The organism is Kitasatospora sp. NPDC093550, assembly GCF_044764985.1.
In the GTDB taxonomy this organism is placed as follows: domain Bacteria; phylum Actinomycetota; class Actinomycetes; order Streptomycetales; family Streptomycetaceae; genus Kitasatospora.
Map to the genome: position 1 here is coordinate 56,036 of NZ_JBIWJF010000032.1, position 24,495 is coordinate 80,530.

Here is a 24,495-nt window from a genome sequence, read left to right on the forward strand (position 1 = left end):
GGGCGCCCGGCGGCGGCCGCGCCCCCCCCCCCGCCCCCCCCCCGCCGGGGGGGGCGGCGGGGCGGGCGGGGGGGGGGGGGCCCCCCCCCCCCCCCCCCCCCCCCGCCGCCGCCCCCCCCCCCCCCCCCCCCCCCCCACGCCGGTGCCAAGCGGTCATGCTGCACAACGGCGGTGGGGGCTATCCGATGGGTCACCTGGGGCGGGACCACTCGTGCCCGCTTCACCTCCATGGCTGTCGGATCCAGAGACGCCGCCGGCTTGGTTCATGCCGATCACGACTGCTGCCCGCGTGTGTCAGTCCCACCACAGCACGACGAGAAGACTCCTCCTGGCCGCCTCCGCGTAGAACTCACGCAGCGCACCGAAGTGGCCCAGCAGGTACTCCGTTGGATCGCCGATGAACCCGTAGCCGAGCTCGGACTCCATGCCGCTGTCCAGGACCGACTGGAGGATCGCCCGCATATCGATTCCCCCGAGCAGTACCGACACTCGGGCAACCGCGTCCGGGCAGAGCGCCGTCGGAGCGGAGTTGCTGAAAGAAGCGATGGCATGCGGGTTCGTGTCGAGGAAGTCCAGATCGATGTCGCTGCCGCCCTCTGTCGCGCGCTTGAGTGCCTCCAGGTGCACAGCGTCGAGTCGGGTCAGTTCGCAGGCACGCTCCAGCATGGCCGGTGCCCAGTCCAGATCCAGGCAGTCCGCGGACGGCGGATCCCAGTGATGATCGCCGTCGGGTGACTCTTCGGCTGACTGACGGCAGGCGGCGAGGTACTCCGTCGAGACTCGCGCAAGTTGCTGGGTGACGGCCATGACGGCAGTATCCCGGCGCTGTCCACCGGATTTGCCGCCGTCATCGGGAGGGCTACCCGTCCTGTCATGGGAGTTCTCAGGTCGTGGGACGCAGCATCGCGACAATCGCCCCTCTGCCCGGCCTCCATTGCCATCGCCGAGACCGCGAACGGTCCGACGTGGACCTGTCTGGGGGAGCCCTGGCTTTGCCCCGTCCTCTCCGGAGCCGGAGTGATGCTGTTCGACGTCCACCTCAACCTCCTGACACCGCGGTAATACCGGACGGCATGTGCAGCCGCGTGGTCGACGCCTACTGCACTCGCAACTACGGCCTCTGGGCCCTCCGGCGCCCTCGTCAGCGGCCTGCTGGCCACCTACTTCGGGCTCAGCGTCGCCTCTCGCGGATGTCACCAAGTGGGCGATGGAACGGTCAGCGGCACGCGGGGACTGACAGAGCAGAGCGAGCTCCTGGCTGATCGACGGCTCGACTGTCCGAGCCGCGCACTACGATCCCCCAGTGACCGATGACGAGATCGTCGAAGCCTGCCGGAGGATCGCCCGGGACCGCCACGCTCCCCCACCCGCCCCGCACGAGGCCGTGGCCGAGGCGGAACGCGTCATCGGATTCGCCTTCCCACCGCTCCTGCGGCGTCTGTACACCGAGGTGTCCAACGGCGGCTTCGGCCCCCTGGACGGCGTGCTGCCGGTCGACGTGGGGCAGCGGGACGAGCACATCGCGGAGTCCTACGAGCACGGACCCGACCCCACCGGCGCTGTGGTGCCTCTTTACGACTGGGGCTGCGCGATGTGGTCGCTGATCGACTTCCGCGACCCGGACGGTGCGATGTGGTCCGCCTCGGACGGGGACTGCCGACCGTTGGGGATCGGCCTCGCCCAGTGGCTGGTGGCCGTGATGGCAGGCGAGCTGCGGTTCGCCTGACCCGGGGGCTTGCCTCCGGGCGGCGAGTGGACCCGGGGGCAGAAACGTTGACCGGATCGGCCCGTCAGACCACCAGACGTGCCCAGTCCGACAGGAGCGCGAAGTCCTCCGCCGTCAGCCCGGTCTTCGGATCGACGCGGTGGAGGAGCGCCGGACCGGCGTGGTGGGCCCGGACCCAGTCGCGGTCCGCGTCCGTGATCAGGTCGTCGACCCAGGCGAACGGACGGCCCTGCGCCCACTCCACGATCGCCGGGGTCTTCCAGAACACACCGCCGCCGGGCTGCGGACGCGGATCGGGCCATGTGATGACCGGCAGCGTCGGCAGTCCGAGGACGGGCGAGAGGAAGGTGTTGGCCTCCTCCTCCCACGTCGTCGCCCACACCAGGTCGAAAGGAAGGGCGGCGAGAGCCGGTCCATGGGCCGGGTTGAGCCAGACCCGCAGCGGCTTCGGCGCCTTGTGGGGCAGGCCCCACTCCCGGAGCCTGCGGCGTTCGGCCGCCTCCCACCGCGGTGTCATCAGCCGGTGCGTCTCGTAGCCCTCGGGACGGCGGTACGGCTTCGTCGCGTTCGGGTTCAGCGGTCCGTCCACGTCCACCAGCAGCATCGGCCGCACCAGGTCACCCCCGAAGATCGTCCCCGTACCGTACCGGCTGCTCAGCGGCGGACCCAGCGGTTTTCCGGCCCGTAGCCGTCGGCGACCGAGCGACAGTGCGACCCGCCCAGCACACGGCGTCGGACTCCCAGTGTTGCTGTCCCTGGGGCCCACTCCCCCGCCTCGCGGATCGTGGACGGTCTCCAGCCGGACGATTTTCCGCGGAAAATTCGGTGGCCCCGGACGGCCGTCCGGGGTGGGAGCGGTCCCTGACCGAGTGCCACTGGCGTCGGACCACTTCGCGGTTCGTGCCATCGAACCGCGACCGCCCCGGTCAGACCGGTTCCGGGCCGGTCGACGGCTTCGTGCCGCCGGACGGCTCCCGGGATTCGCAGTGCCGGGGGCCGAACTGCTCACCGATGTTGTTCCACATGAAGCCGTCCCGCCAGCCCGGCTTCGCGCCGGCCCGGCCGAGCAGCGCTCCGAGGACCTTCTCCTGGGAGATCGTCAGCGTCTGGTAGTGCAGCTCGGCCACAGCGTCCCTGTACTCGAGCTGGAAGACGTTGTTCTCGCGGAGCCGGACCTGGATGTACCGATCTCCGGGCCGCTCCTCCTCCACCCGCTCGAGGATCAGGTGGGCGTTCCCCCGCCGCAGGTTGGCCGGCATCGTCCCGATGGCCGGGTTGGACGGGCGCTTCACCAGGTGGCCGCGCTCGTTAGTCGCAATCAGCATGGCCGGATGATTCACCACGGCGCTGACACCCGCTCGGCGAGGTCCTGGCCAGGGCGGGCAGCGCCGATGGCATCAATCGCGCGCAGTCCGCCTTCCGTGGCAGTCCGGTACGGACCGGGGGCACAGGACGAACCCGTGGGCCCCCGAGAGGAAGTCGGGCTCCTCTCCCCTGGGCCCGTGCGTCCCGCCCGTTGAATGAGCCTTGACCGGTGCGGACCCGCAGCCCGGGTCTTCGGCTCGAAGCCCTCCTGGCATCCTGGCCGCATGAATGCCGACGCCCTGACTCCGGTCCACCTCGACACCGTGATGGACGGGTTGGCACTGAACCCCGCCCTACCGGCTTCCATGGTCCGGCGACTGTTCGCATGGCGGCAGGGCTACGGGAAAGTGGCGAGCCGGCTGGACCTGACCGACGACATGATCGCCGAGATCATCGCGATCGACGATCCCTGGCTCCTGCACAGCCTGGCGCTCAACGACCGCCTGCCGGACCGGTTCCGCATCCGTCTGGCCGCGCACCGGGACAGCGCGGTGCGGTCCGCGCTCGCTATGCGCGCCGCGACCGCGCCGAGGGAGATGCTGGAGCAGCTCCTCGACGATCCGGAGCCCCAGGTCCGCGCGTACCTGGCCCAAAGCCATCACACGCCGTCCGACCTCCGGGCCCGCCTCGCCGTCGACTCCGACCCCAAGGTCCGAGCCGCGCTGGCGAAGTACTGGACACAGGCACCGGAAGCCGTCCGCAGGAGCCTGCTGACCGATCCCGAAGCTGAGGTCCGCGCCGCGGCCTGCTCCACCTCCTTCGCGCACCGGCCGCATCCGATATCGCCCTTGGACCTGCTGCCGGCGCTGCTGTCCGATCCTGTGACTCGGGCGGGGGCGGTGGTCCACGCCGTTCTCGACACAGACACGCTCCAGCGGCTCGTCGCAGACCCGGACAGCGACGTACGCGCCGAACTCGCCCGGCACCCCGGCTTGCCGCCGTCGGTCCGCGAGATCCTGGCCGTCGATCCGGCCTTGAGTGTCCGGGTGAAGGTCTTCGCCCGACCCGACACGCCGGAGCCCCTGCGCGCACAGATCCACGCCTCGGTCCACGAAATCTCGCGTTCGATGCCCGATCCGGCCCCTGACGCCGAAGACGGGACAGTCCTTCAGTGGCATCAGAACGCCTTCGCACCCACGGAACTGCGGATCCTGCGCCTGCCATGGGTGACGGCCGATCCGCTGCCGCACATCGACTCGCCCTATGTCAGCTTCCGAGTCTCGGCGGCCGCCGGCAGGACCCTTCCCCTCGACGCAGTGGCCCGGTTGCTCGACGATGAGGAGGAGATCGTCCGCCTCACCATGGCCCACACCGCCCCGCACCTGGTCGACCCCGAGACCGCCGAGAGCATCGAGCGCCGCTACCGCCCTCGGCGGGTCACGTTCTGGTGGGACAAGGCGGAGGTCCTGACGTTCCCGCCGGCAACCCTGCGCCGTTTCGCCACCGACCCTGAGCCCCGGCTCCGCTCCTTCGCGCCTCGCGACCCGGACCTGCCCCCGGACGTCGCCGAGAAGCTTGCCGCCGACCCCGACGACCGCGTCCGCCACGCGGTCGCGGCCCACCGAAACCTCCCGCTCTCCTCCCTGCACCGCCTCATCGCCGACTCCTCGGAGCGCGTCGCGGAGGCCGCCGGCGCCTCGCCGTTCCTGCCCACTGAGTGCATGGAGCACCTGCTCACCCAGGCGGGCCTTTAGCTGGTGGCACTACGGACGTAGTGACCGCGTGGACGTACTGATGCCGGCCGTCCGCCAGACTGATCCGATGATCTCCACTCCCCTCACCGAGGCCCGGCTGCGCGGCGTGGCCGCCAACCCGGCTGCGCCCTCCGAGGTCCTGCTGCGGCTGCTCGCACCGCAGGGCCGGGCGGCGTGGGCGGTGCTGTGCGGGCAGCGGGCACTACCGGCCGAGGTGGTCGAGGCGGTGCTCGCGCATCCGGACCGGGCGGTGCGGCGGCACTTCGCCCGCAACCGGTACGCGGCGCCCGAGGAGCGCGGGCGGCTGGCGCGCGACCCGCAGGCCATGGTGCGCGCTGCCCTCGCGGGCGGACCGAGGCCCCTGTGGCCCGGGGCGGTCGCCCCGCTGCCGGACGCCGCGCTGGAAGCGCTGCTGACGGCCCGGGACGAGGACTTCCCCGACGGGCAGTTGCTCACGACGGCCGAGGTCGCCTCGGAGCTGGCCGGCTCCGGGCAGATCCCGCCGGCCTTCCGCCGCCGGATGGCCACCCACCCCGACCCCGAACTGCGGCGCCAGGCCGGCCCGCCCTGGATCTGGCTGACGCCCGAGCAGCGCGCCGCCCTGCTCGCCGACCCGGACCCGGCCGTCGCCGACGAGGCACGCGAGCGCAGCCTCGTGCTCGACCCGGCCGTCATGGAGGCCCGCCTCCCGGAGGAGGACTGCCACTTCCGCCACCTGGTCCTCGTCAACTACGCCATCTCCCCCGCCGTCGCCGCCCGCTGCCTCGCCGAGCGCCGCGACCTGTGGTCCCTCGCCGCCAACCCCCACACCCCCGCCGAGGTGCTCCCCCGCCTCGCCCGCGACCCCGACCCGAGGGTGCGCGAACGCGTCGCCGCCCGCGCGGACCTCACCCCCGACCTGCTGGCCGACCTGTCCGAGGACCAGGACGACGCCGTCCGCACCCGGGCACGGCTCCACCCGCTGCCGCGCACCTGGCCGCAGTGCCACGCCGTCGGCCGGCTCATCGGCCACGACGCGGACTGCCTCGGCCCGGTCCCGGAGATGTACCACGAGCCGGAGACGGCCTGGTACGAGGAGTGCGCCGCCTCCCCGCACCCCCTACTGCGCCGGGTCGCCGCGACCTGCGCCCGGCTGCCCGAGCAGTGGGTGCACCGCCTCGCCCAGGACCAGGACCCGGACGTGCGCCACCTGCTGGCCTGCAACCACCCCCTGGCACCGCCCGCGCTCGTCCTCGAAGCCTTCCTCGCCCTCCCCCGCCAGCGCACCTACCTGCTCACGCACCCCCGACTGCCGCGCACGGGCCTGGCCCACCTGCTCGCCCACGAGGCCCCCGTGGTCCGGGCCCTGGCCGCCGCCGACCCCACCCTCCCCGAGCCGCCCCTGCACCTCCTCGCCGACCCGGACGACCATGTCCGCCGCACGGCCGCCGCCAACCCCCTGCTCCCCCTCGACCTGGTCGACCGCCTCCTCGACGACCCCGCCCTCGCCGAGGGCGCCGCCGCCCACCCCCGCCTGCCCGCCGGACGCCTGCACCAACTCCTCGACGAGGCCGGCCTTCCCGAGCGGATGACGTAGGACCTGTTCGATGCCCCGCCGGCCGTCGAGTCGCCCGGGCTCCGTCGGGGCGTGTCCCGCGAAGCGATGGCCGGGAGAGACGTGCTTCATTCGCCGTCGTCCGTCTTCCCGGCTCATGCGGTGCGGGCCGGCCTTGAGGTCATCGGCGACCGGAGCATCACCGTCGCGGTGAAGTTGCCGTACGGGTCGGCACCCGAGGACCCGACCGCCAACGGGTGGGACACCGCCCCGCTGGGAGCCGAGTGGTGGTCCCTGCGAGTGGCTGCGGCATTGTCCGCCGAGGTAACCGTCGAGCCGGAAACCCGGGTACTGGGTCCGGCGCAGCGCCCGGAGGTACAGGCCTCGAGCGGACCGTGGCGGGATACGTGTGAGCCTGTCCCTCGACCCCGCAGTCGTCGGAGCCGGCTTCGCCTTTCCCTCGGACCTGTCGACCTGAATCTCCACGACCTGGATTGTCACGTCCGGCCGGACGTGCCCGGCCCACGTCAGCGCTCTTCGGATTTTCCGCGGAAAATTCCCGCTACCCCGGATCGTGGACGACTCCGCGATCCGGGCCGGTGCGGCATTCCATTGGGGCCGTCGGGCTCCGCCCGGCACGGGGCCACAGTCGACCGAATTTTCCGCGGAAAATCGGAGCCCGAAGACGTAGGGTCCGTCGGCTCGGCTGATCGGAGTCCGGGCCGTCAAGCCGTGTCGGCAGTAGGTTGTCACGATGAGCGACTCCCCCCGGCCCGGCGGCGTTGTGCTCGACGCGGACGAACTGGATGCCCGTTGGGCGGAGGCGTGGCGGCCGGAGAAGGTCGCGCAGCGCTTGGACGGAGTCGGTGTGACGTCATGCGTCGCGGCGGGCTGGGCACTGGACCAGACGCGTCCGCACGGCGACTTCGAGATCGCCGTTCCGGCGGCGGCGTTCCCGGAGGTCCGGGAACGCTTTCTCGAGTACGTCTTCGACGCGTTGGGTTCGGCAGTGGTCTGGCCGGCGGCCGAAGCTGAAGGCCTGGCCGCCACGCATCAGACCTCGGCGCGCGACCCGGCAAGCGGCCGGTTCCTCTTCGACGTCTTCCGCGAGCCGCACCAAGGCGGCACCTGGACCTGCCGACGGGACGAGAGGCTACGGCTGCCGTACGACACGATCATCGAGCGGACAGCCGACGGGATCCCGTACCTGGCGCCGGAGCTGGTGCTGCCGTTCAAGGCGAGGCGGGCCCGGCCCAAGGACCAGGCGGACTTCGACGGTGTGCTGCCCCTGCTGGGCCGGGAACGGCGGAACCTCCTCGGTGACTGGCTGACGCGCGTGCACCCCGGACATCCGTGGCTGGCGGAGCTCGCGGGGTAGTACGAGGGCACGGGCTACTCCCGAGTCCATCCCGGCGGACTCGGAATTTTCCGCAGAAAATTCTCGGCGGGGATCATGGTCAGTCCCGGCGGACCCGCGGCGGCACCGAGAGGTCTGCCAGGTGCTCCGGCTTGCCCTCGAAGTCCACAGCTGTGTCGTCGAGGTAGTGAGCGCACTCCGCGTGCGCCTCGATGGTGAAGAAGCCGCTCCGGCCGTAGTAGTCGACGAAGACGGTGTCGGAGACGCCGCCAGGACCGACGGTCGGGGGAGTCAGCTTCAGTTGGATGTCGCCATGGAGGTCACGGAAGCCGACCGTCCAGCCCTGCCCGGTCAGGGCCCGACGGGACCGTCCATCGCCTCGGCGGCCTGTTGGTGCGTGAGCCCGGTGAGCGTGAAGCCCGCGCTGATCGCGGCCGTGCGGGGCTCGTGCGGAGGGGTGTCCTCCAGGTTGTCGACGAAGTGGGCGAGGCCCCGCCGGTGGCAGTCGTAGACGTCGGCCTGGACGCCGAGGCTGTCTCGCAGATCGAGCGACAGCCCGTCGGGCAGGCCGAGCGCGTCGTAGACGGCCAGCGTCCGGTCGTTCAGATGCTCGGCGGTGGCGGCCGGATCGGCCGCCGGGAACGGCTCCCCCTCCCAGGCTCCGGTGGCCCTCACCCCGCCGACCGCCGTCGCACCCACCGCCACGAAGCCCGCGAGCGCGAGCGCCGTCCAGCGTCCCCGACCACCCTGCCGAAAGCCGATTCCCATGGTTCGTATCGTGGCCGGGGTGGTCCGGCCTCTTTCTGAGTACCCGTACTCAACTCGGCGTCCTGTACTCAACGCCTCGCCTTCCGCCCACTCCCTCCGCCTGCTTCCTCGCTGGCTTCGGTACCGGTACGGCGGCGATGGCGTCCGGAAAGGATCCGGAATGCCGACGTGCGGACCGGCCAGTCGATCGCGTCCACCTCTCCGGGTGCTCCTCCGTCTGTGGACTTCAGGCGCTGACTGGCACTTCCGTAGGCACGGGGCGGGATCCTACGCGGGCGGTGAGCGGTGGTCTGACGTCCGGGTCGGCGGGCGCAGGTTGCGCACCGCGGACGATTTTCCGCAGAAAATTCCACGCACCCGGGTGGTTGCCCAGGTGTGTTCCCGTGAGATCGATGGGGCAACGATGCCGCCGACGGCTCGTTGCGTGGCTTCCGGCGGCACGAAATTTTCTGCGGAAAATTTCCGAGTCCGGACGACGGACGATCCTGCGGCGGCGGGGGAGCGGCATGGCGCGCAGGGGGCAGCTGGGTCGGCCGATGTTCCGCCGATGTCCCGGCGGCCGGCCAACGACGCCGACTCTCAGGTGACGGGACGGATGTCAGTGCCCTCGGGCATGCTCGATCCCTTCCGTCATCGATCAGGGGGCCCACAGATGCCGATCCATATCGCCAGCCGGCGCCGCTCGACGGCGTCACTGACCGACGCCTTCCCCGGCGCCGAGATCATCGACGTGACCTCCAAAGGACCGGACCCGTGGGTGCGGCTGAGCCCGTTCTATCCGCACGGAGGCATCCCGGTCCCCTTCAGCGAGGGAGTGACCAGCCAGTCCGTCGAAGGGATCTGGCAAGCCCTCAAGGTCTTCCAGGACGCCGACGTGGACCCCACGAGGCTTGAGATCACCACGATGCGAGGGCTGAAGCGGACGGTGCGCCGACACGGACCGGTCCAGGGCCACCGGGCCGGCCTGCACGGCGACCGGCTCCTGGCCTACGAGACGGCTCGGCGCCGGATCTACTTGCCGTCCTATCGGTGGATCCTTGAGCACCGCGTCGCCGACCTGGTCGAGCTGATCCGGGCCAAGGACGACGTCGTGCTCCTCGACTACACCACCAACGGGGACGTCGCCGACCCCGCCAGCCCGCTCTCGCACGCGGCGCTCATACAGCGGCACGTGGAGGGACGCTGGCCCAGTGAGGACGAGATCGGGGAGTCCGGTGGGACTGCTGAGCTGATGCCATGAGTGGCCCTGGGGCGCGGGGAGGCGGCTGACTGGCAGGGGACGCCGCAGATGTCGAGCCGCGGCCGGGGGAGGCCTGCTCGCTGATTTTCTGCGGAAAATTCCTGAGGTCCCCGGTAGCGGCGCGGAACCGGAGTCCATCCACCGGCGGCCTCGCGCCGTGCCACCCGAACCAGCGCCGTCTCGAATTTTCCGCGGAAAATCTCGCGCGTCCGGTGCGAGAACGCGTCGGCCCGTCCCCGGCCCGGAGGCCGGCAGCTCAGCTCTCAGACGTCGCGGCGCCAACGATCACCGACGAAGTGGGTCAGCGCGCGTTCCAGCTCGGGCGGCATCAGCTCGGTGGAACCCAGCTCCCAGACCCGGACCCAGCCGCGCGCATCGGTGAGGTGCCGAGGGGTGGCCAGCCCGGACACCGGCTTCATCACCAGACAGTAGGAGACGTTCACACTGGGAGCGCCGTCCTCCGCGTTCCGGCTGAACCGGATCCGGCGCACCTGGACCTCTGTCACCTGGTCCCATCGCAGCCGCAGTCGACGGCCGCCGTTGAGCTGCACGCCCTCGCCGTCGACGCGTAGCCGCGTCGCAACCACCCGCAAAGCCAGTCCGCCCAGGACGAGGACACCGATTCCGGCCAGCAGCAGAGGCCACCAGCGCAGCAGCAGGAGCTGGCTCTGGTACAGATCGGCACGGAACTCCGGCCCCGAGGCCATCGGGGAGACCACCAGAAGGAAGACGGCGGTCACCGCCGACAGGTCGGATGCCAGCGCCCGCAGGGCCCTGACGGTGCTCACGCTGCTCCTGAGAACCACCTCGCGTGGAGCCTCGGTGCTGTCGGCCGTCCCGCCTGGTGCCGCACCCGCAAGCCTGTCCCTGAGCGCGGCGTGCCGGAACTGGTAGACCGTGCCGACCCGCCGGAGCACGCCCAGCCGGCGCCCCTCCTCGAGGAAACCCAGGACATCCCGTGGCAGACGTCGTCGTCCCGCCAGGAAGAGGCGTGCGGCGTACCAGCGGCCCCATCGGCTGAGAGCCACCAGCACCGCGGCCGAGCACGACCAGGCGATGGCGAGCCCGCCGGTGATGAGCAGCGGATCACCGTAGAGCCAGTGGAAGAACGCCATGGACGTCCCTGCAATGGCCGGAGCGACCACCACGGCCTCGACCCGGGCGATCCTGCGTTCGCCGCGCAGCAGCTGTGTCGGTCCGGTCGCCAGATCGGATTCGGAAGAGCGGGTCAGCAGCACACCGGACAGCAGGGGGAGGGCGAAGACGCACAGGTACGCCGATGTGCTGCCGGGCAGGGACACACCGACTGCCGCCGTGGCCAGCGCGGCCGTCGCCAGGAGCACCGGTCCGCTGGTACCGGGCGCCGGCTGCCGCGGTCGGTCGTCGAAGCCAGCGAACAGGTGCCTCGTCAGCACTCTTCCAAACGCCGTGGTGATGATGGCGACCGAGGCGACGGCACCGAGTGCTTGGCCCACGCCCGAGATCCCGAGTCCGGGCCGTGGGGGAGAGGCTCCGAAGAAGGCGGCGAGCCCTGCGAACACGTAGCTCGCCGATGTGCCGGAGACTGCCGCCGCGACGATGACGACGGCGCCCCAAACACCCGGTTCGGTCAGCCGGCTCCGCAGCTGCCACCACGCGATGGTGTGGGTGCGCCGGCGGTGGAGCTCGGCCGCGAGGAAGCGGCAGTACCCGGGTGCCCTGGTGGGTCTCCAGCGGCGCACCACTGGACCGGGCAGGTCGGACGGCCGTGGTCCCAGTGCGCAGACGGCGGGGATCAATCCGTCCAGCAGGTGTCCCTCGACGTCGACCCGCGTGGGAAGCCGCTCCGTGTCGAGCAGCTCACGCGGGTCGGCTTCCTTCGGTGTGCAGACCGCCGCCGCGAGCGCCAGCATCAGGGGCGAGGAGAGGGCCTGGGCGACCGGGCTCTCGGGATCGTTCTCCAACGCCTCGAAGACCGGCTTCCAGGACTCGAGGCGTTCTTGATCGCAGGATCGGGCGAGATAGCTCCTCCCGGCCTCGGGCGGAACCGGCAGGACACGCAGCACCGGAACACGCCTCAGGAGGGGGACCTTCGTGACGGCACGCTGATAGGCCTCCGGTCGGGAGGTCAGGACCAGAGTCTCCCCGGTGTCGAACAACAGGCTCAGCGCTTTCGCCGCGTCCTGACGGGCGAGCGGCGGTAGCTCGTCGAAGCCGTCCAGGACCGGCACGATCCGGCGTCCGCGGACCAGCGATCTCACCGAGCCGGGGTCGAGACCTTCGACGTGCTCCTCGTAGTCCTCGCACACCCGCTTGATGACCCAGTCCCAGAAGTGCACCTCCGGGTCCCAGTCCGACAGTGACAGGATGACGGGGACGTTCTCCCCGGAGGCCCGTTTACCCTCCCCCAGCAGTTCGAGGACGAGCAGGACGGCGATGGAGGACTTACCTGCCCCGGGCGGCCCGGTGATCACCAGTTGATGGGGCGAGAGCGCCTTGGCACGCGTGACCAGAGCGTCGAGCCCGACCGACTCGGCCCGCACCCCGTCGGGCCGGTCTTCGTGCCCCTGTTCCAGCTCCCACGCAAGCGCCAGCGGAACCTGCACCTGCCCCCGCAGACCACGGACGTTGGCCTCCTCCCGCCACTGGTTCTGGACCACACTGGCCAGTCCGTCCAACAGATCGATCTCGGCCGCGGCGGCGGTGGAGCGTGGGAGGGAGGAGGAGCCGATGTGGATGGTGCCGACGCTGTCTGCCTGGATCAGGTTCCGGACCGAACCGTTGTTGCTGTTGTGTACCTCACCAGTCATCTCGACATGCTGTCAGGCGGGGCGGGCATGTGGAGGGGCTTCCGGTGGGCTGGCTGGAGCGCACCTGCGGCTGACGGAGTGTGACGGGGGAGGAGGTCTTCACCGGAACGCGAGTTCTGCTAATCGGCGGTCTGTGTTTCACGCCTCTTAACATAAAAGACATTCATAAACCTCTTCTAGACATGCTGCGGTCAGGACACGCATTGCGACGAAGTCGATCATGCGAATGAGCGCATCCTGACCTAGCGAGGTCGCGGATCTCCCGGTGCGGCTGACCCTGCGGGTGCGGGGAGGACGGCCGTGGCACTGGCCGCCGCCGAGATCCGCGTGGCTGACCCCCACGGGTGCGGGGAGGACGGCGCGGTGCCGGCGGAGCTGGTGGGCCTGCGCGGCTGACCCCCGCGGGTGCGGGGAGGACCCCGACCTGCATCGAGGAGACCTGATGCCCGACGGCTGACCTCCCGCGGGTGCGGGGAGGATCTTCGCCTACGGAGCGTGTCAACCCTGGTTTCGGGCTGACCCCCGCGGGTGCGGGGAGGACTGGTTGAACTCCGCCTTAAGGCCGTTGAGGTTCGGCTGACCCCCGCAGGTGCGGGGAGGACCCTCTCGCCCGCTCCCGGCCGCATGGGGTCCGCAGCTGACCCCCGCGGGTGCGGGGAGGACTCCACGCCGACCGGGAACCACGGCGCCAGGTCCGGCTGACCCCCGCGGGTGTGGGGAGGACACGCCAGAGAGGGTCCGGAAGCGGGGCGGGGCGTTTCCGGCTGACCCCCGCGGGTGCGGGGAGGACCGCAGCAGGTCAGGCCGCCACCCCGCACGTTCCGGCTGACCCCCGCGGGTGCGGGGAGGACTCCATGGGCACCGGCGGCGTCACCTCCAGCAAAGGCTGACCCCCGCGGGTGCGGGGAGGACGCGCGCACCTCCTCGCGCTGCTCGGCGCCGAGCGGCTGACCCCCGCGGGTGCGGGGAGGACCCGCGCACTTCCACCACGATCACCGGGAAGTTCGGCTGACCCCGCGGGTGCGGGGAGGACCTTTCTGCAACGGCCGCAGGTCGGGGTGCCGGCGGCTGACCCCCGCGGGTGCGGGGAGGACTCCGACTACCCGTCGATCGGGGCATGGGCCAACGGCTGACCCCCGCGGGTGCGGGGAGGACCCGGCGAGCGCCGGCGGCGTGTCGTCGGAGCACGGCTGACCCCCGCGGGTGCGGGGAGGACCGAGCGATGCCGGTCCGCCGGTGCAGGTCGGCCGGCTGACCCCCGCGGGTGCGGGGAGGACCTTCGTGACCTGGAGCGTTGTGGAGGCTTTGCGATTTCTTGACCATGCGGGCGGTGAGTCTGATGCCCAGTATCGAGGTGTCACGGAGCGCTCACATGTTGCCATGGGCGCTAGGAGTGGCCGACCGGTGGCAATGGATGGGGGCTGTTCAGAAGCGCCCGGATTGGGTCGCAGGGCGCCCTTTGCTATGCGGTGAGCGGGCAGGGGTTGGTGACAGGCGGCGGCCTCCCGCAGAGTAGGGAGTCAGCCTGATCGCGGATGTTCCCGGCTGTGATGCCGGACCCGCGAGTGGCCAAAAGCTTCAACTTAAAGGGTGGTTGGGCCTGGCTGGCGGTGTCTAAATCGTTACACGAAGTACCGCGCACGCATCCTCGGGTGCCAGTGACCTCGGACGATGCGTCGAGGGTCCCGCCAGCCAGGCTCTTGCCTGCCCTCGAATCCGGTGTGAGGGCCATGAGGATTGTCAGTGTCGACTGATAGATCCTCAGACATGAACGAGAGCAAGCCCGTTGGCGAATTGGGGTCGGTCGATCCCGACTCCCGCCTGTGGGGCAAGAGTGCCGGCCTGCCCGGTCCCTACCCCGTGATCTGCCACCTTCTGGACACTGCCGCCGTCGCCGGCGCGTTGTGGGACGCGGTCCTCAGTGAGCGTGTGCGGGTGCGGATCGCGGGGGCCATGGGTGTCAGCGAGGGCGAGGCCCGACAGATGGTGATGTTGTGGGCCGGGCTCCACGACATCGGGAAGATCTCGCTGCACTTCCAGCGGCAGGTCACCGAGGAGTTCGCGAAGCTGGCGGGGGATCCGGCGTACACGGAGGACAACCCGGCCGCCAGGCGCAGCGGGAATTTGAGGCACGAGACGGCCACGCACTGGGGGCTGGTCGAGTTCTTCAAGCAGTGCGGCTATCCGCTCCACAAGCCCGTCAGGACGTCGCCGGCGCACCAGATCGCCCAGCTGCTCGGCGGTCATCACGGATGCTTCGCCCCCACGCTGCAGGTGAAGGAGATCAACAATCCGTCGGGCTACCAACCGGCTCTCGGCACCGCCGCCGGCTGGCGGGAGCAGCGGCTCGCGCACGCCCACGCGGTCCGTCGGACGGTCGGGGCCGGCAGGCCCCTGGAGTCCGTGCTGCCCGGTGAGCTGGCGGTGGTGGTCACCGGGCTGGTCGTGGTGGCCGACTGGCTGGCCAGCCAGGTCGACGTCATCGAGCCGCGGATGCCCGGGGAGGACTGGAAGACCGGGGACGCGGAGCTCGCCGAGCACTTCGAGGCGGCGGCCGAGGCCGCGCCGCAGTGGGTCCGGGACGCGGGCCTGGGGCGGGCGGCGTTCCCGGGCAGGCCTTTCACGCGGCAGTTCCCGTTTCCCCCGAACAAGCTCCAGGCCGACGTCGCGGAGCACCTGCCCGCCGTGGTGAAGGGGCCCGGCCTGCTGCTGGTCACCGCCCCGACCGGGGACGGCAAGACCGAGACCGCCCTGCACGCGGCGTCCGTGATCGCGCGGGCCTCAGGCGCTTCCGGCGTCTACTTCGCGCTGCCGACGATGGCCACGGCGGACGCGATGTTCACCAGGTTCCGCAGGTTCGCGGAGGACAACGTCGACGGCGATCGCGCGCTCACGCTGCTGCACAGCATGGCGTGGTTGAGCCCGGACTACGCCCCGGGGGAGGGGGTGACGGACGGGCCGGCCGTTCTCGCGGACACCGAGGCCGGTCAGTGGCTGCGGACGGGGCGGCGGGGTCTGCTGGCGCCGCTCGCCAACGGCACGGTCGACCAGGCGCTCACCGGTGTCCTGCCGGTCCGCTACGGCTTCCTGCGGCTGTTCGGCCTGTCGAACAAGGTGCTGGTGGTGGACGAGGCGCACTCCTACGGCCCGTGGATGCACAGCCTGCTGGTGCGGCTGCTGGAGTGGCTCGGCGCGTTCGGCGCCCCGGTCGTGCTGCTGTCGGCGACCCTGACCGGGAAGGCGGCCTCGTCGCTCGTCGACGCCTACCGGCGCGGCGCGGGCTTCCGTGAGCCGTCCGCGGTGGAGCCCTGCTATCCAGGCTGGCTCTTCGTGGACGCGGGCAGCGGAGAGGTGTCCACGCCGCGCGAGGTCGGCAGCAGTCGCAGGCGGACCCTGCGCGTGGAGACCCGGAGGGTGTACTGGGACGTCCGTGACGAGGACGTCGCCGAGAAACCCGGACGGCAGGGGCGCCGCGAGGCCCTGCGCGAGATCCTCGAACCGGTCACCGCCGAGGGCGGCTGCGTCCTCGTCTGCTGCACCACCGTGGACGAGGCCCAGCGCACCTACCGCTACCTGGCGTCGGCCCTGCCCGAGCTCGCCGCGCGCGAGGGTGGTGTGCGGCTGCTCCACTCCCGCTACCCCGCCCACGAGCGCCAGCGCATCACCGCTGAGTGCGAGGCCGCGTACGGGAAGCCCGCGAACGTCGCGGCGACGGCCACCCCGCGCGAAGGCTCGATCCTGGTGGCCACCCAGATCGTCGAACAGTCCCTCGACCTGGACTTCGACCTGATCGTCTCGGACCTCGCCCCGCTGGCACAGCTCCTGCAGCGGGCCGGCCGCGGCAAGCGCCACGACCGCCCCAACCGTCCGGTCTGGACGGGCCCGCCCACCGAGCCGCGCATGATCGTGCTGGAGCCGACCGACGAGAAGGGCCGCGTGGCCGCCCCCCGCTCCTGGGGAACCGTCTACGACGCGTCCCTGCTGCGCCGGACCAGCCTGCTGCTCGAAAGGCAGTCCGGCGGTGCGGTCGAGGTCCCGGGAGACGTCCAGGAGCTCGTGGACGAGGTCTACGCGGACGACTTCGGGGCCGGCCTGGACAAGGCCGCCTCGGCGGAACTCGACCGGATGGACGCCGAGCGCATCGCCTCGGCTGCCGCCGAGGAGCAGCTGGCGGAGATCACCGTCATCCCCGCACCGTACGACGTGGTCGACGATCTCTCCCGACTCAGCGAGCGTGGCTTCGCCGTCTCGGACGACCTGCTGACCACCCGCCTCGGCGCGGACAGCGGCCGCGCCGTGTGCGTCTTCGAACGGGGGGACGGATGGAGCCTCGACCCCGACCTCGACGTCCCGCTGCCCAGGGCTGCGGCGAACCGGGACGAGATCGCGCTGATCATGCGGCACACCGTGCCGCTGCCCGGCCGCTGGCTCGCTGGCCGCACGGAGGAGAACGCCGTGCCGAAGGCGTGGGACGACAGGCCCTTGCTCGCGGGCCTGGCGCTGCTGCGCATGCGCCCTGACGGTGACCGGTGGACGGGCCGACTGGGGGAGCGGCTGCTCATGTACTCGAACGTGGGAATTTCCGAGAACTAGCGTCGTAGGCACCGCACTTGACGATACGTTGGCTACGCCGGTCCCAGACAGGGTTGTCGCCCCTCCAGGGACCGGCGTGACCCCCGCTTGCGCGGGGACAGGTCTGCCGACACGGCCGTTTCTTAGGCACCGCACGGCTCACCCCCGGCTCATGCCCGGGGACCGGGCAGAGCCTACCCACCTTGTGATCACCCGTACCCGCACTCGCCTCGCCGGAGGCCGCATGCCGTCCGCACCCCCCGCCTACGACCTCCTCGACGAACCGTGGATCCCCGTCCGCTGGATCCCCGGTCAGGAGACGAACGACACGGTGGACTCCACCACGGCCCGTCCACCCGAAGTCGGCCTGCGCGAACTCCTCCTGCGCGCCCACGAGATCGCGCAGATCGCGGTCGCCGATCCGCCGGCGCTCTCCGCGCTGTACCGCGTCCTGTACGCGATCACCGCCCGGGTCGCGGAGCTCGACGAAGCCGGTCCGGGCGACTGGTCCAGGCGCCGCGAGGACCTGGTCACCCGGGGAAGCCTCAGCGAAGAACAGGTCACCCGCTACCTCACGCCGATCCACGGCCGCTTCGACCTCTTCGACCCCGCGCGGCCCTTCCTGCAGGACCCGAGGCTGGCCGAGCAGTGCGACCCGGCGAACACCGCCGGTGTCGACAAGCTCATCACCACCCGCCCCTCGGGCAACAACCACTCCTGGTTCCAGCACGTCAACAGCGCCGCCCCCGAGCTGCCCACCCCCGACCAGGCCGTCCTGCACCTTCTCGTCTGGCACTACTACGGCCCCTCCGGACGCTGCTCCAGCCGTACCGTCGGCGCCACCAAGGCGGCCGGCAGCAAGGCCGGGCCCCTGCGAAGCACGCTCTCCTACCACCCGGAGGGCGAGAGCCTGTTCGAGACCCTCCTGGCCGGCCTGCCCGAGCCCGGCAGGGACGTCGCCCGCGACAGTGACCTGTGCCCGTGGGAGCGGGACGAGCTGCCCGACCCCGTGGCCGCCCCGCCACCCCTGAAAGGTCCGTGCTCCGCGCTCACGGCCCGCTCCCAGCACGCGCTGCTGCTCGTGCCCGACGCCACCGGCCAGTACGTGCGGGACGCGTTCATCACCTGGGCGAACCAACACAAGATCTCCCGCGAGGGCGACCCGTACCTGATCTGGCAGACCAGCAAGGAGGGCAACCTCTACCCTCGTCCCGCCGACTCCCAGCGCGCGCTGTGGCGCGATCTGGATGCCCTGCTGCTCGAGAACCCCGCAGGCAGCACTCGCCCACAGCGCCCCGAGGTGTTCCGTACCGCGCTGGAGGTCTCGGAGGACCTGAGGGTCCGTGCGCTGGGATTCGAGCAGGACGGCCAGGCGAAGGACATCCAGTTCGTCGACGCGGTCACCCCGCCGGTACTCGGGCTCGCAGAGGACAACGAACCCACGGTCGCTGTCGAGATCGGCCGCCTGCGCGTCCTGGGGGAGCGGTACGGCAACCGGCTCGACCGGGCCGTCAAGAAGGCCTGGGCCGACTTCACCACCGCCCCCAAGATCCGCGACTGCACCTGGGCCGTCGACGCCGCCGCCCGTTACTGGCCAGCCGCCGAGGCCGAGTTCTGGAAGCACCTGAACACACGCGACTTCGACGGCGCCGCCGCAGCGTTCCGCATCCTCGCCGAGCAGGCCTACGACACCGTCACCTACGGCGCGCTCGGCACCATGCGCGGAGCCAAGGCCTGCACCACCGCCCGCCTCGAGCTGTACGGCGGGCCGGTGAAGCGCCCCGCCAAGACCGGCGCGGCCGGCGCCACCGGCCGCAGCGACACCAGTACGGAGGACGCATGAGCACGACCAGCACCATCCCCGGGCCCGCCAAACCGGCGGACGACGCGGTCACCCCGCCGAGGGAGCCCTCCCTCATCCCCTCGCTGGCGCGGGCACGCGCGTTCACCGCCAGGATCGACAAGCGCAGCCACGAGGACCCCGGCGTCCGCGCGGCCCTGCGCCGCGGCGTCGGCAAGGACCTGGACTCCGTGCCGTACATGCACCGCTACGTGGCCTCCTGGCTCACCGAGGAGCAGACGCGCAGCCGCGACGTCCAGCGCGCCTTCTACACCGTCGCCTCCCTGATCGCCGCGCAGCGCCGCGACCAGTACGCCGCCGCGAAGGCCGAGACCTCGAAGAAGAACGGGTCGAAGGACCAGCCGGCGGGCGAGGAGGCGACGGCCGCCGGGGCGGCATCGGACGCGCCCGGCCACGCGGCGGACCGTCCGGCGGACGCGGAGGCCGCCACCGCCAAGCGGATCACCCCGCGCAGCCTCGGCCACGCCTTCGCCGACGGCGTCATCAAGGGCGGACAGGCGGGCGGTCTGCGCGAGACCTCGGCCGAGTCCCGCCTCAATCTCCTGAGCCGGCAGAGCGTCGACGGACTGCACCGCCACCTGCCCGGCGCGGTCCGCCAACTGCGCGGCAGCGACGTCGAGGTCGACTGGGCCCAGCTGCTCATCGACCTCTGCCAGTGGCGGCGCCGCTCCGGCACCGTCAAGCGCATCTGGCTCCAGGACTACCACCGGGCCCTGCAGAAGGACGGCGAGCGCCGGGCCCGCGAGCACGACGACGAGCAGAACGACGTGACGGACACCCCCGACGCCGGCGCCCCCGAGGCCCATGCCGCGGACGGCGCCGCGCCCGAGGCCTGAGAGCCCCGACCCCGTACAGACCACCGCACACACCGACCCCCAGGAGCAGAGCATGCCCGGCCCCGACCGCACCACCGCCCGCTTCCTCGACATCCACGTCGTCCAGAGCGTCCCGTTCGCCAACCTCAACCGCGACGACAACAACTCCGTCAAGACCGTCCGCTACGGCGACACCGAACGCACCCGGGTCAGCAGCCAGTCCTGGAAGCGCGCCGTCCGCGAGTACTTCCAGGACAGCTTCGGCGAGCGGGCCCTGCGCACCCGCCGCATCGGGGCCCGCGTCACGCGCCTCCTCGAGGACCAGCACGGCTGGTCCGCCGAACTTGCCCAGCGCGCCGGCCAGCACGTCGCCGCCGGCAGCAGCATCAAGTTCGAGACGGCCAAGGACTCGCCCGTCATTACCACCAACGCCATGGTCTACGTGCCCGAGACCGCCGTCGCCGAACTCGCCGCCCTCGCCGAGGAACACCGCGCCGAACTCGAGAGCGCCAAGGACATCAAGAAGGCCGGCGACAAGAGCGTCCTGTCCAAGGAGGCCATCGACGCCATCCTGCGCGGCCGCAACGGCGTCATCAACCTCTTCGGCCGCATGCTCGCCGAAGTCGACGATGCCGGCGTCGACGGCGCCGTGCAGGTCGCCCACGCCCTGACCACCCACGGCACCGACGTCGAACTCGACTACTTCTCCGCGGTCGACGACGTCACCTCCGCCTGGGGCGACACCACCGGCAGCGCCCACATGGGCCACGCCGAGTTCAGCGCCGGCGTCTTCTACCGCTACGCCACCGTCGACCTCGCCGACCTGGCGACCAACCTCGGCGGCGACCGCGAAGCCGCCCGCGAACTCGCCGCCGGGTTCGCCGAGGCGTTCATCCTCTCCCTCCCCCGCGCGAAGAAGACCGCCACCGCCCCGCACACCATCCCCGACCTCGTCCACATCGCCGTCCGCAGCGACCGCCCGCTCTCCTACGCCGCAGCCTTCGAACAGCCCGTCGCCTCCCACGAGAGCGGCGGATACGGCCCCGCCTCCCGCACGGCCCTGGCCCGCTATGCCACGGCCGCCCACAAGCTCCTCGGTGGCCGCGGCACCGTCACCGCCGCCTGGGCCAGCCTGGAGGACAAGGAACTCGAGGGCCTCGGCACCCGCGTCGACTCCTTCCCCCAGCTCATCGACACCGCCATCGACGCGGCCTTCACCACCGGCTCCACGTCCGCTTCCGTCACCGCCGGGGCAGGCGCATGAGCACCCACACCACCCCCACCCGAGGACTGCTGCTGCGCCTGGCCGCGCCACTGCAGTCCTGGGGCGAGACCGGCCGGTTCAACGAGCGCGACACCGCGCCGTTCCCCACACGCTCCGGCGTCATCGGCCTGCTCGCCGCGGCCCTCGGCCGCAAACGGGGCGAGGACATCGAAGACCTCGCCGCCCTCTCGCTGACCGTCCGCACCGACCGGGCGGGCGTGATCCTGCGCGACCTGCACACCGTCGGCGGCGGCCTGCCCGCCGCCCGCACGGTCACCACCGCCGAGGGCAAGAAGCGCACCGGCGCCACCGCCACCCTGCTCTCCCACCGGTACTACCTCGCCGACGCCGCCTTCACGGCCGTCCTCACCGCGCCCCCCGACCACCTCGACGAGTGGGCGCAGGCGCTGCGGAACCCGCACTGGCCCCCCTACCTGGGACGCCGCTCCTGCCCGCCGGAAGGCCCCCTGCTGCTCGGACTGGTCGACGACCCCCTGCACCACCTCGTCCACCTGCCGCTCTCCCGGAGGGTCCGCGCGGGCACCAGGACCGTCGACATCGTCTTCCACGGCGACCAGCCGCTCGACCGCCTCGGCGACCACCCCCAGCCCGGCGACGACGACGGCAGCACCCCCGCCGGCGAGGTCACCGACGACCCCATCGACTTCCACCCCCGGCGACGGGCCTACCGCGCCCGCCCCCGCTACCAGCGCACCCTCACCCTGCCCGCCGATCGCTGCAAGGGCCTCGCCGCCGGCTACCTGACCGCCCTCGGCGACTACCTGACCCGGCACACCATCCGCCCGGAAAGCATCCCCGCATGACCCTCTGGCTCACCCGCATCATCCCCGACCCGCGCAGCCGCGAGGCCCGCCGCGACACCGCCGGCGCCGTCGACCTGCACCACCGCATGATGTCGCTCTTCCCCGACCAGGTGGCCGACGAGGAACCACGCCGCCGCCTCGGCGTCCTCTTCCGCACCGAATCGACGCCCACCGGGGACCAGATCCTCCTCCAGAGCGCCGAGCGACCCGACCTCGAGCGCCTCCCCACCGGCTACGGGCAGGCGGTGACCAAGACTCTCACCCCGCTCCTGGACGCCCTGCGCCCCGGCCTCCACATCCGCTACCGCATCGCCGCCAACCCCATCCGCAAGCCCGGCCGCGCCACCCGAGAGCTCTACCGGCTTAAAGCCGTCGTCCCCCTCCAAGGCGCGGCCGCCGACGAATGGTGGGCCCGCCAGGCCCAGTCTTCCGGCCTCGACCTCGGCACCCTCCACTCCAGCCCCCTCGAAGCCGCCAAGGGCAACCGCCGTAGCGACCAACGACCCATCAAGCACGACCGCGTCCTGTTCGAAGGAACCGCCGCCATCACCGACGCCGACCTCCTACGCACCCGCCTCACCCACGGCATCGGCAAGGGCAAGGCCTACGGCTGCGGCCTGCTCAGCATCGCCCCCCACCGGGGGCCCCAGTGACCGCCCGCCGCCCCGACCCCGGCGGGGCCCGGCGCAAACTCGCCGCCCCCACCGTCGCCATGCTGCCCCGCATCGCCGACTCCCTCTCCTTCCTCTACCTCGACATCGTCCGCATCGTCCAGGACGACACCGGCGTCTGCGCCGAGGTCACCAGCCCCCACCGTGGCACCGAAACCGTCTACCTCCCCACCGCAGCCCTCAGCTGCGTCCTCCTCGGCCCCGGCACCTCCATCACCGCCCGCGCCCTGACCACCTTCGCCCGCCACGGCACCACCGTCGTCATCGCCGGATCCGGCGGCGTCCGCTGCTACGCCGCCACCGTCCCCGAATCCCTCAGCACCACCTGGCTCGAACGCCAGGCCCGGGCCTGGGCGGACGACACCACCCGCCTGGCCGTCGCCACCGCCATGTACGAGCAGCGCTTCGGTCGCGGCACCGTCCCGGCCGGCAGCGGCCTCACCCGACTGCGCGGCCTGGAAGGTCAACGGGTCAAGGCCCACTACCGCCTCCTCGCCCAGCAGCACCGCATCGGCCGCTTCCGCCGCAACTACGACCCGAACTCCTGGGACACCCAGGACCCGGTCAACCTCGCCCTCTCCGCGGCCAACACCTGCCTCTACGGCATCGTCCACGCGGCCGTCCTCGCCCTCGGCTGCTCGCCCGCCCTCGGCTTCGTCCACAGCGGCAACCAGCAGGCCTTCGTCTACGACATCGCCGACCTGTACAAGGCCGAACTGACCATCCCGCTCGCCTTCTCCCTCCACACCTCCCCGCAGCCGGAAGCCGACGCCCGCCGCGGCTTCCGTGACGGCCTGCGTCTGTTCCGCCTGCTGCCGCGCATCGTCACCGACATCCAGCGCCTGCTCGCCCCGGACCAGAACATCACCCCGCCCGACCCGGACGAGCAGCTCGTCGACCTGTGGGACCCGGTCTCCGGCCCCGTCCCGGGCGGGGTCAACTACGCCGGGGAGGAGCTGCTGTGAGGCCCGGCCGGCCCGCACACCACCCGAACGGGGTGCACCCATGGCAGCCATGACCGTCATCTCCGCCACGGCGGTCCCCGACCACCTGCGCGGAGCCCTCACCCGCTGGCTCCTCGAGGTCACCCCCCAGCTCTACGTCGGAACCATCTCCGCCAAGGTCCGCGAGGAACTCTGGCAGGCCGTCAGCGGCTGCGTCGGCGACGGCGTGGCCGTCCTCGTCCACACTGCGGCCAACGAACAGGGCTTCGAACTGCGGACCGCCGGCGAGCAGCGACGCCAGCCCATCGACTTCGACGGCCTGACCTTGGTCGCGATGAAAGGTCTCCAGCCCATGGATGCTCTGATCACGATCGAAGCGTAGGAACGGTGCTGTCGAATGGATGGACTCGGCATCATCGACAGCTTGGGTCGTGGCAGGGGTGCAGCCGAGCATTAGCGGCTGCACCCGGTCAAGCCCACACTTGAATGGACCAGTGCTGTCAGAGACCATCACCCAGCACCGGGATTAAGGCTCCTCGAGGCACCGCCGACACATCGAAACTCAAGGTAGGGTCCCATGCTCTCGTTGCTTGGCGACGTGGATCACTGAGAGCTCGTGCTCCACGCATACCTTGTCCAGCACGGATCCCCGGCTGCGGGTGCCGAAAGCAAGGACCACCGAGCCGGACGTGATCAGGCCCTTGCCGACCCGTCACCACTTCACACGGCGGCCGCGGCGGCGGAGCCGCTGTTCATGTCCCGAGCCCTTCTGAGGCGGGCGCGTGCGACCCGGTCGGCGCATTCCTGTACGGCTGCGGCCTTGAGAACGGCTCCCGGAGCGAGGCCGGCCCTGCTGCCCTGAGTTGTCGTCCCGCGAGTGCCGGATGACAGCTTCAAGTGCCCTGGCGATCAGAGCTGCGAGCAGGCTTGCCACGAACGTCTCCAGGGACCACGGAAACGATGCTTGGTTTTGGTGCACCAATATTCCTTTGAATGAGAAAAAAATGACTGTCGGAAATTTCTGCGGCGCTGCCATGGTTGGGCAGGTCTGGCTCGTGCTGATTTGGCGGC

18 protein-coding genes are annotated in these 24,495 nt (G+C 71.3%); 13 read left to right on the top strand and 5 right to left on the bottom strand.

Annotated features, from left to right (window positions below; genetic code table 11):
* Window positions 1-294 precede the first annotated feature (294 nt).
* Entirely contained in the window at window positions 295-807 is a 513-nt protein-coding gene (locus ACIRD3_RS34245; protein WP_402224374.1) for a DUF1877 domain-containing protein, read from the bottom strand.
* Window positions 808-1,303: 496 nt separating this feature from the next.
* Here ACIRD3_RS34245 and ACIRD3_RS34250 point away from each other — a divergent pair, with 496 nt between their 5' ends.
* Window positions 1,304-1,726, top strand: coding sequence for a hypothetical protein (locus tag ACIRD3_RS34250; RefSeq protein ID WP_402224377.1), 423 nt, complete (start codon window positions 1,304-1,306; stop codon window positions 1,724-1,726).
* A 64-nt stretch (window positions 1,727-1,790) separates the two neighbouring features.
* Here ACIRD3_RS34250 and ACIRD3_RS34255 read toward each other — a convergent pair whose 3' ends face one another.
* Together ACIRD3_RS34255 and ACIRD3_RS34260 are read right to left on the bottom strand one after the other, a co-directional pair.
* Window positions 1,791-2,330, bottom strand: a complete 540-nt coding sequence (locus tag ACIRD3_RS34255) for a hypothetical protein (protein ID WP_402224428.1) — start codon at window positions 2,328-2,330, stop codon at window positions 1,791-1,793.
* 322 nt (window positions 2,331-2,652) lie between these two features.
* Entirely contained in the window at window positions 2,653-3,051 is a 399-nt protein-coding gene (locus tag ACIRD3_RS34260) for a hypothetical protein (protein WP_402224379.1), read from the bottom strand.
* Window positions 3,052-3,315: 264 nt separating this feature from the next.
* On the opposite strand from ACIRD3_RS34260, the gene ACIRD3_RS34265 reads away from it, so the two are divergent.
* The 3 genes from ACIRD3_RS34265 to ACIRD3_RS34275 all read left to right on the top strand — a co-directional run bounded on the left by ACIRD3_RS34265 (window position 3,316) and on the right by ACIRD3_RS34275 (window position 7,697).
* Window positions 3,316-4,785 carry a hypothetical protein gene (locus ACIRD3_RS34265; protein WP_402224381.1) on the top strand — a complete coding sequence of 490 codons (1,470 nt, stop codon included), beginning with the start codon at window positions 3,316-3,318 and terminating at the stop codon, window positions 4,783-4,785.
* Between the two features lie 67 nt (window positions 4,786-4,852).
* Entirely contained in the window at window positions 4,853-6,361 is a 1,509-nt protein-coding gene (locus ACIRD3_RS34270) for a hypothetical protein (protein WP_402224382.1), read from the top strand.
* A gap of 712 nt (window positions 6,362-7,073) precedes the next feature.
* The gene (locus tag ACIRD3_RS34275; RefSeq protein ID WP_402224385.1) at window positions 7,074-7,697 is read left to right on the top strand and encodes a hypothetical protein; all 624 of its coding nucleotides are present in this window, start codon (window positions 7,074-7,076) and stop codon (window positions 7,695-7,697) included.
* A 330-nt stretch (window positions 7,698-8,027) separates the two neighbouring features.
* Here ACIRD3_RS34275 and ACIRD3_RS34280 read toward each other — a convergent pair whose 3' ends face one another.
* Window positions 8,028-8,444: a hypothetical protein gene (locus ACIRD3_RS34280; RefSeq protein WP_402224387.1), complete on the bottom strand. Its 417-nt coding sequence runs from the start codon at window positions 8,442-8,444 to the stop codon at window positions 8,028-8,030.
* A 652-nt stretch (window positions 8,445-9,096) separates the two neighbouring features.
* Here ACIRD3_RS34280 and ACIRD3_RS34285 point away from each other — a divergent pair.
* A complete protein-coding gene (locus tag ACIRD3_RS34285) occupies window positions 9,097-9,684 on the top strand; it encodes a DUF6939 family protein (protein WP_402224390.1) in 588 nt (195 codons plus the stop codon).
* 263 nt (window positions 9,685-9,947) lie between these two features.
* Here ACIRD3_RS34285 and ACIRD3_RS34290 read toward each other — a convergent pair whose 3' ends face one another.
* Window positions 9,948-12,473 (bottom strand): NACHT domain-containing protein, encoded by a 2,526-nt coding sequence (locus ACIRD3_RS34290; protein ID WP_402224392.1) that lies wholly within the window; start codon window positions 12,471-12,473, stop codon window positions 9,948-9,950.
* 1,767 nt (window positions 12,474-14,240) lie between these two features.
* On the opposite strand from ACIRD3_RS34290, the gene cas3 reads away from it, so the two are divergent.
* The 8 genes from cas3 (at window position 14,241) to cas2e (ending at window position 23,806) form a co-directional block, all read left to right on the top strand.
* Entirely contained in the window at window positions 14,241-17,066 is a 2,826-nt protein-coding gene (cas3, locus tag ACIRD3_RS34295) for a CRISPR-associated helicase Cas3' (RefSeq protein ID WP_402224394.1), read from the top strand.
* 223 nt (window positions 17,067-17,289) lie between these two features.
* Complete coding sequence (gene casA / locus ACIRD3_RS34300; RefSeq protein WP_402224397.1) at window positions 17,290-18,888, top strand: type I-E CRISPR-associated protein Cse1/CasA; 1,599 nt, start codon at window positions 17,290-17,292, stop codon at window positions 18,886-18,888.
* Entirely contained in the window at window positions 18,885-19,742 is an 858-nt protein-coding gene (casB, locus tag ACIRD3_RS34305) for a type I-E CRISPR-associated protein Cse2/CasB (protein WP_402224400.1), read from the top strand. The genes casA and casB overlap by 4 nt, the downstream gene beginning before the upstream one ends.
* Before the next feature lie 52 nt (window positions 19,743-19,794).
* Window positions 19,795-20,985 carry a type I-E CRISPR-associated protein Cas7/Cse4/CasC gene (cas7e, locus tag ACIRD3_RS34310; protein ID WP_402224402.1) on the top strand — a complete coding sequence of 397 codons (1,191 nt, stop codon included), beginning with the start codon at window positions 19,795-19,797 and terminating at the stop codon, window positions 20,983-20,985.
* Window positions 20,982-21,809 carry a type I-E CRISPR-associated protein Cas5/CasD gene (gene cas5e / locus ACIRD3_RS34315; RefSeq protein ID WP_402224403.1) on the top strand — a complete coding sequence of 276 codons (828 nt, stop codon included), beginning with the start codon at window positions 20,982-20,984 and terminating at the stop codon, window positions 21,807-21,809. Before cas7e ends, cas5e begins: the two co-directional genes overlap by 4 nt.
* The gene (gene cas6e, locus ACIRD3_RS34320) at window positions 21,806-22,462 is read left to right on the top strand and encodes a type I-E CRISPR-associated protein Cas6/Cse3/CasE (protein WP_402224405.1); all 657 of its coding nucleotides are present in this window, start codon (window positions 21,806-21,808) and stop codon (window positions 22,460-22,462) included. The genes cas5e and cas6e overlap by 4 nt, the downstream gene beginning before the upstream one ends.
* A gap of 59 nt (window positions 22,463-22,521) precedes the next feature.
* A complete protein-coding gene (gene cas1e / locus ACIRD3_RS34325; RefSeq protein WP_402224430.1) occupies window positions 22,522-23,445 on the top strand; it encodes a type I-E CRISPR-associated endonuclease Cas1e in 924 nt (307 codons plus the stop codon).
* Between the two features lie 40 nt (window positions 23,446-23,485).
* A complete protein-coding gene (gene cas2e, locus ACIRD3_RS34330; protein WP_402224408.1) occupies window positions 23,486-23,806 on the top strand; it encodes a type I-E CRISPR-associated endoribonuclease Cas2e in 321 nt (106 codons plus the stop codon).
* Window positions 23,807-24,495: the final 689 nt, after the last annotated feature.

Excerpts from the sequence above, each read along its gene's own strand:
- cas6e (WP_402224405.1), top strand. The coding sequence starts at position 21,806 with ATGACCCTCTGGCTCACCCGCATCATCCCCGACCCGCGCAGCCGCGAG.
- ACIRD3_RS34280 (WP_402224387.1), bottom strand. The coding sequence starts at position 8,444 with ATGGGAATCGGCTTTCGGCAGGGTGGTCGGGGACGCTGGACGGCGCTC.
- ACIRD3_RS34255 (WP_402224428.1), bottom strand. The coding sequence starts at position 2,330 with ATGCTGCTGGTGGACGTGGACGGACCGCTGAACCCGAACGCGACGAAG.
- casB (WP_402224400.1), top strand. The coding sequence starts at position 18,885 with ATGAGCACGACCAGCACCATCCCCGGGCCCGCCAAACCGGCGGACGAC.
- ACIRD3_RS34245 (WP_402224374.1), bottom strand. The coding sequence starts at position 807 with ATGGCCGTCACCCAGCAACTTGCGCGAGTCTCGACGGAGTACCTCGCC.
- ACIRD3_RS34275 (WP_402224385.1), top strand. The coding sequence starts at position 7,074 with ATGAGCGACTCCCCCCGGCCCGGCGGCGTTGTGCTCGACGCGGACGAA.
- ACIRD3_RS34290 (WP_402224392.1), bottom strand. The coding sequence starts at position 12,473 with ATGACTGGTGAGGTACACAACAGCAACAACGGTTCGGTCCGGAACCTG.
- casA (WP_402224397.1), top strand. The coding sequence starts at position 17,290 with ATGCCGTCCGCACCCCCCGCCTACGACCTCCTCGACGAACCGTGGATC.
- cas7e (WP_402224402.1), top strand. The coding sequence starts at position 19,795 with ATGCCCGGCCCCGACCGCACCACCGCCCGCTTCCTCGACATCCACGTC.
- cas5e (WP_402224403.1), top strand. The coding sequence starts at position 20,982 with ATGAGCACCCACACCACCCCCACCCGAGGACTGCTGCTGCGCCTGGCC.
- cas3 (WP_402224394.1), top strand. The coding sequence starts at position 14,241 with ATGAACGAGAGCAAGCCCGTTGGCGAATTGGGGTCGGTCGATCCCGAC.
- cas2e (WP_402224408.1), top strand. The coding sequence starts at position 23,486 with ATGGCAGCCATGACCGTCATCTCCGCCACGGCGGTCCCCGACCACCTG.
- ACIRD3_RS34265 (WP_402224381.1), top strand. The coding sequence starts at position 3,316 with ATGAATGCCGACGCCCTGACTCCGGTCCACCTCGACACCGTGATGGAC.
- cas1e (WP_402224430.1), top strand. The coding sequence starts at position 22,522 with ATGCTGCCCCGCATCGCCGACTCCCTCTCCTTCCTCTACCTCGACATC.
- ACIRD3_RS34285 (WP_402224390.1), top strand. The coding sequence starts at position 9,097 with ATGCCGATCCATATCGCCAGCCGGCGCCGCTCGACGGCGTCACTGACC.
- ACIRD3_RS34270 (WP_402224382.1), top strand. The coding sequence starts at position 4,853 with ATGATCTCCACTCCCCTCACCGAGGCCCGGCTGCGCGGCGTGGCCGCC.
- ACIRD3_RS34260 (WP_402224379.1), bottom strand. The coding sequence starts at position 3,051 with ATGCTGATTGCGACTAACGAGCGCGGCCACCTGGTGAAGCGCCCGTCC.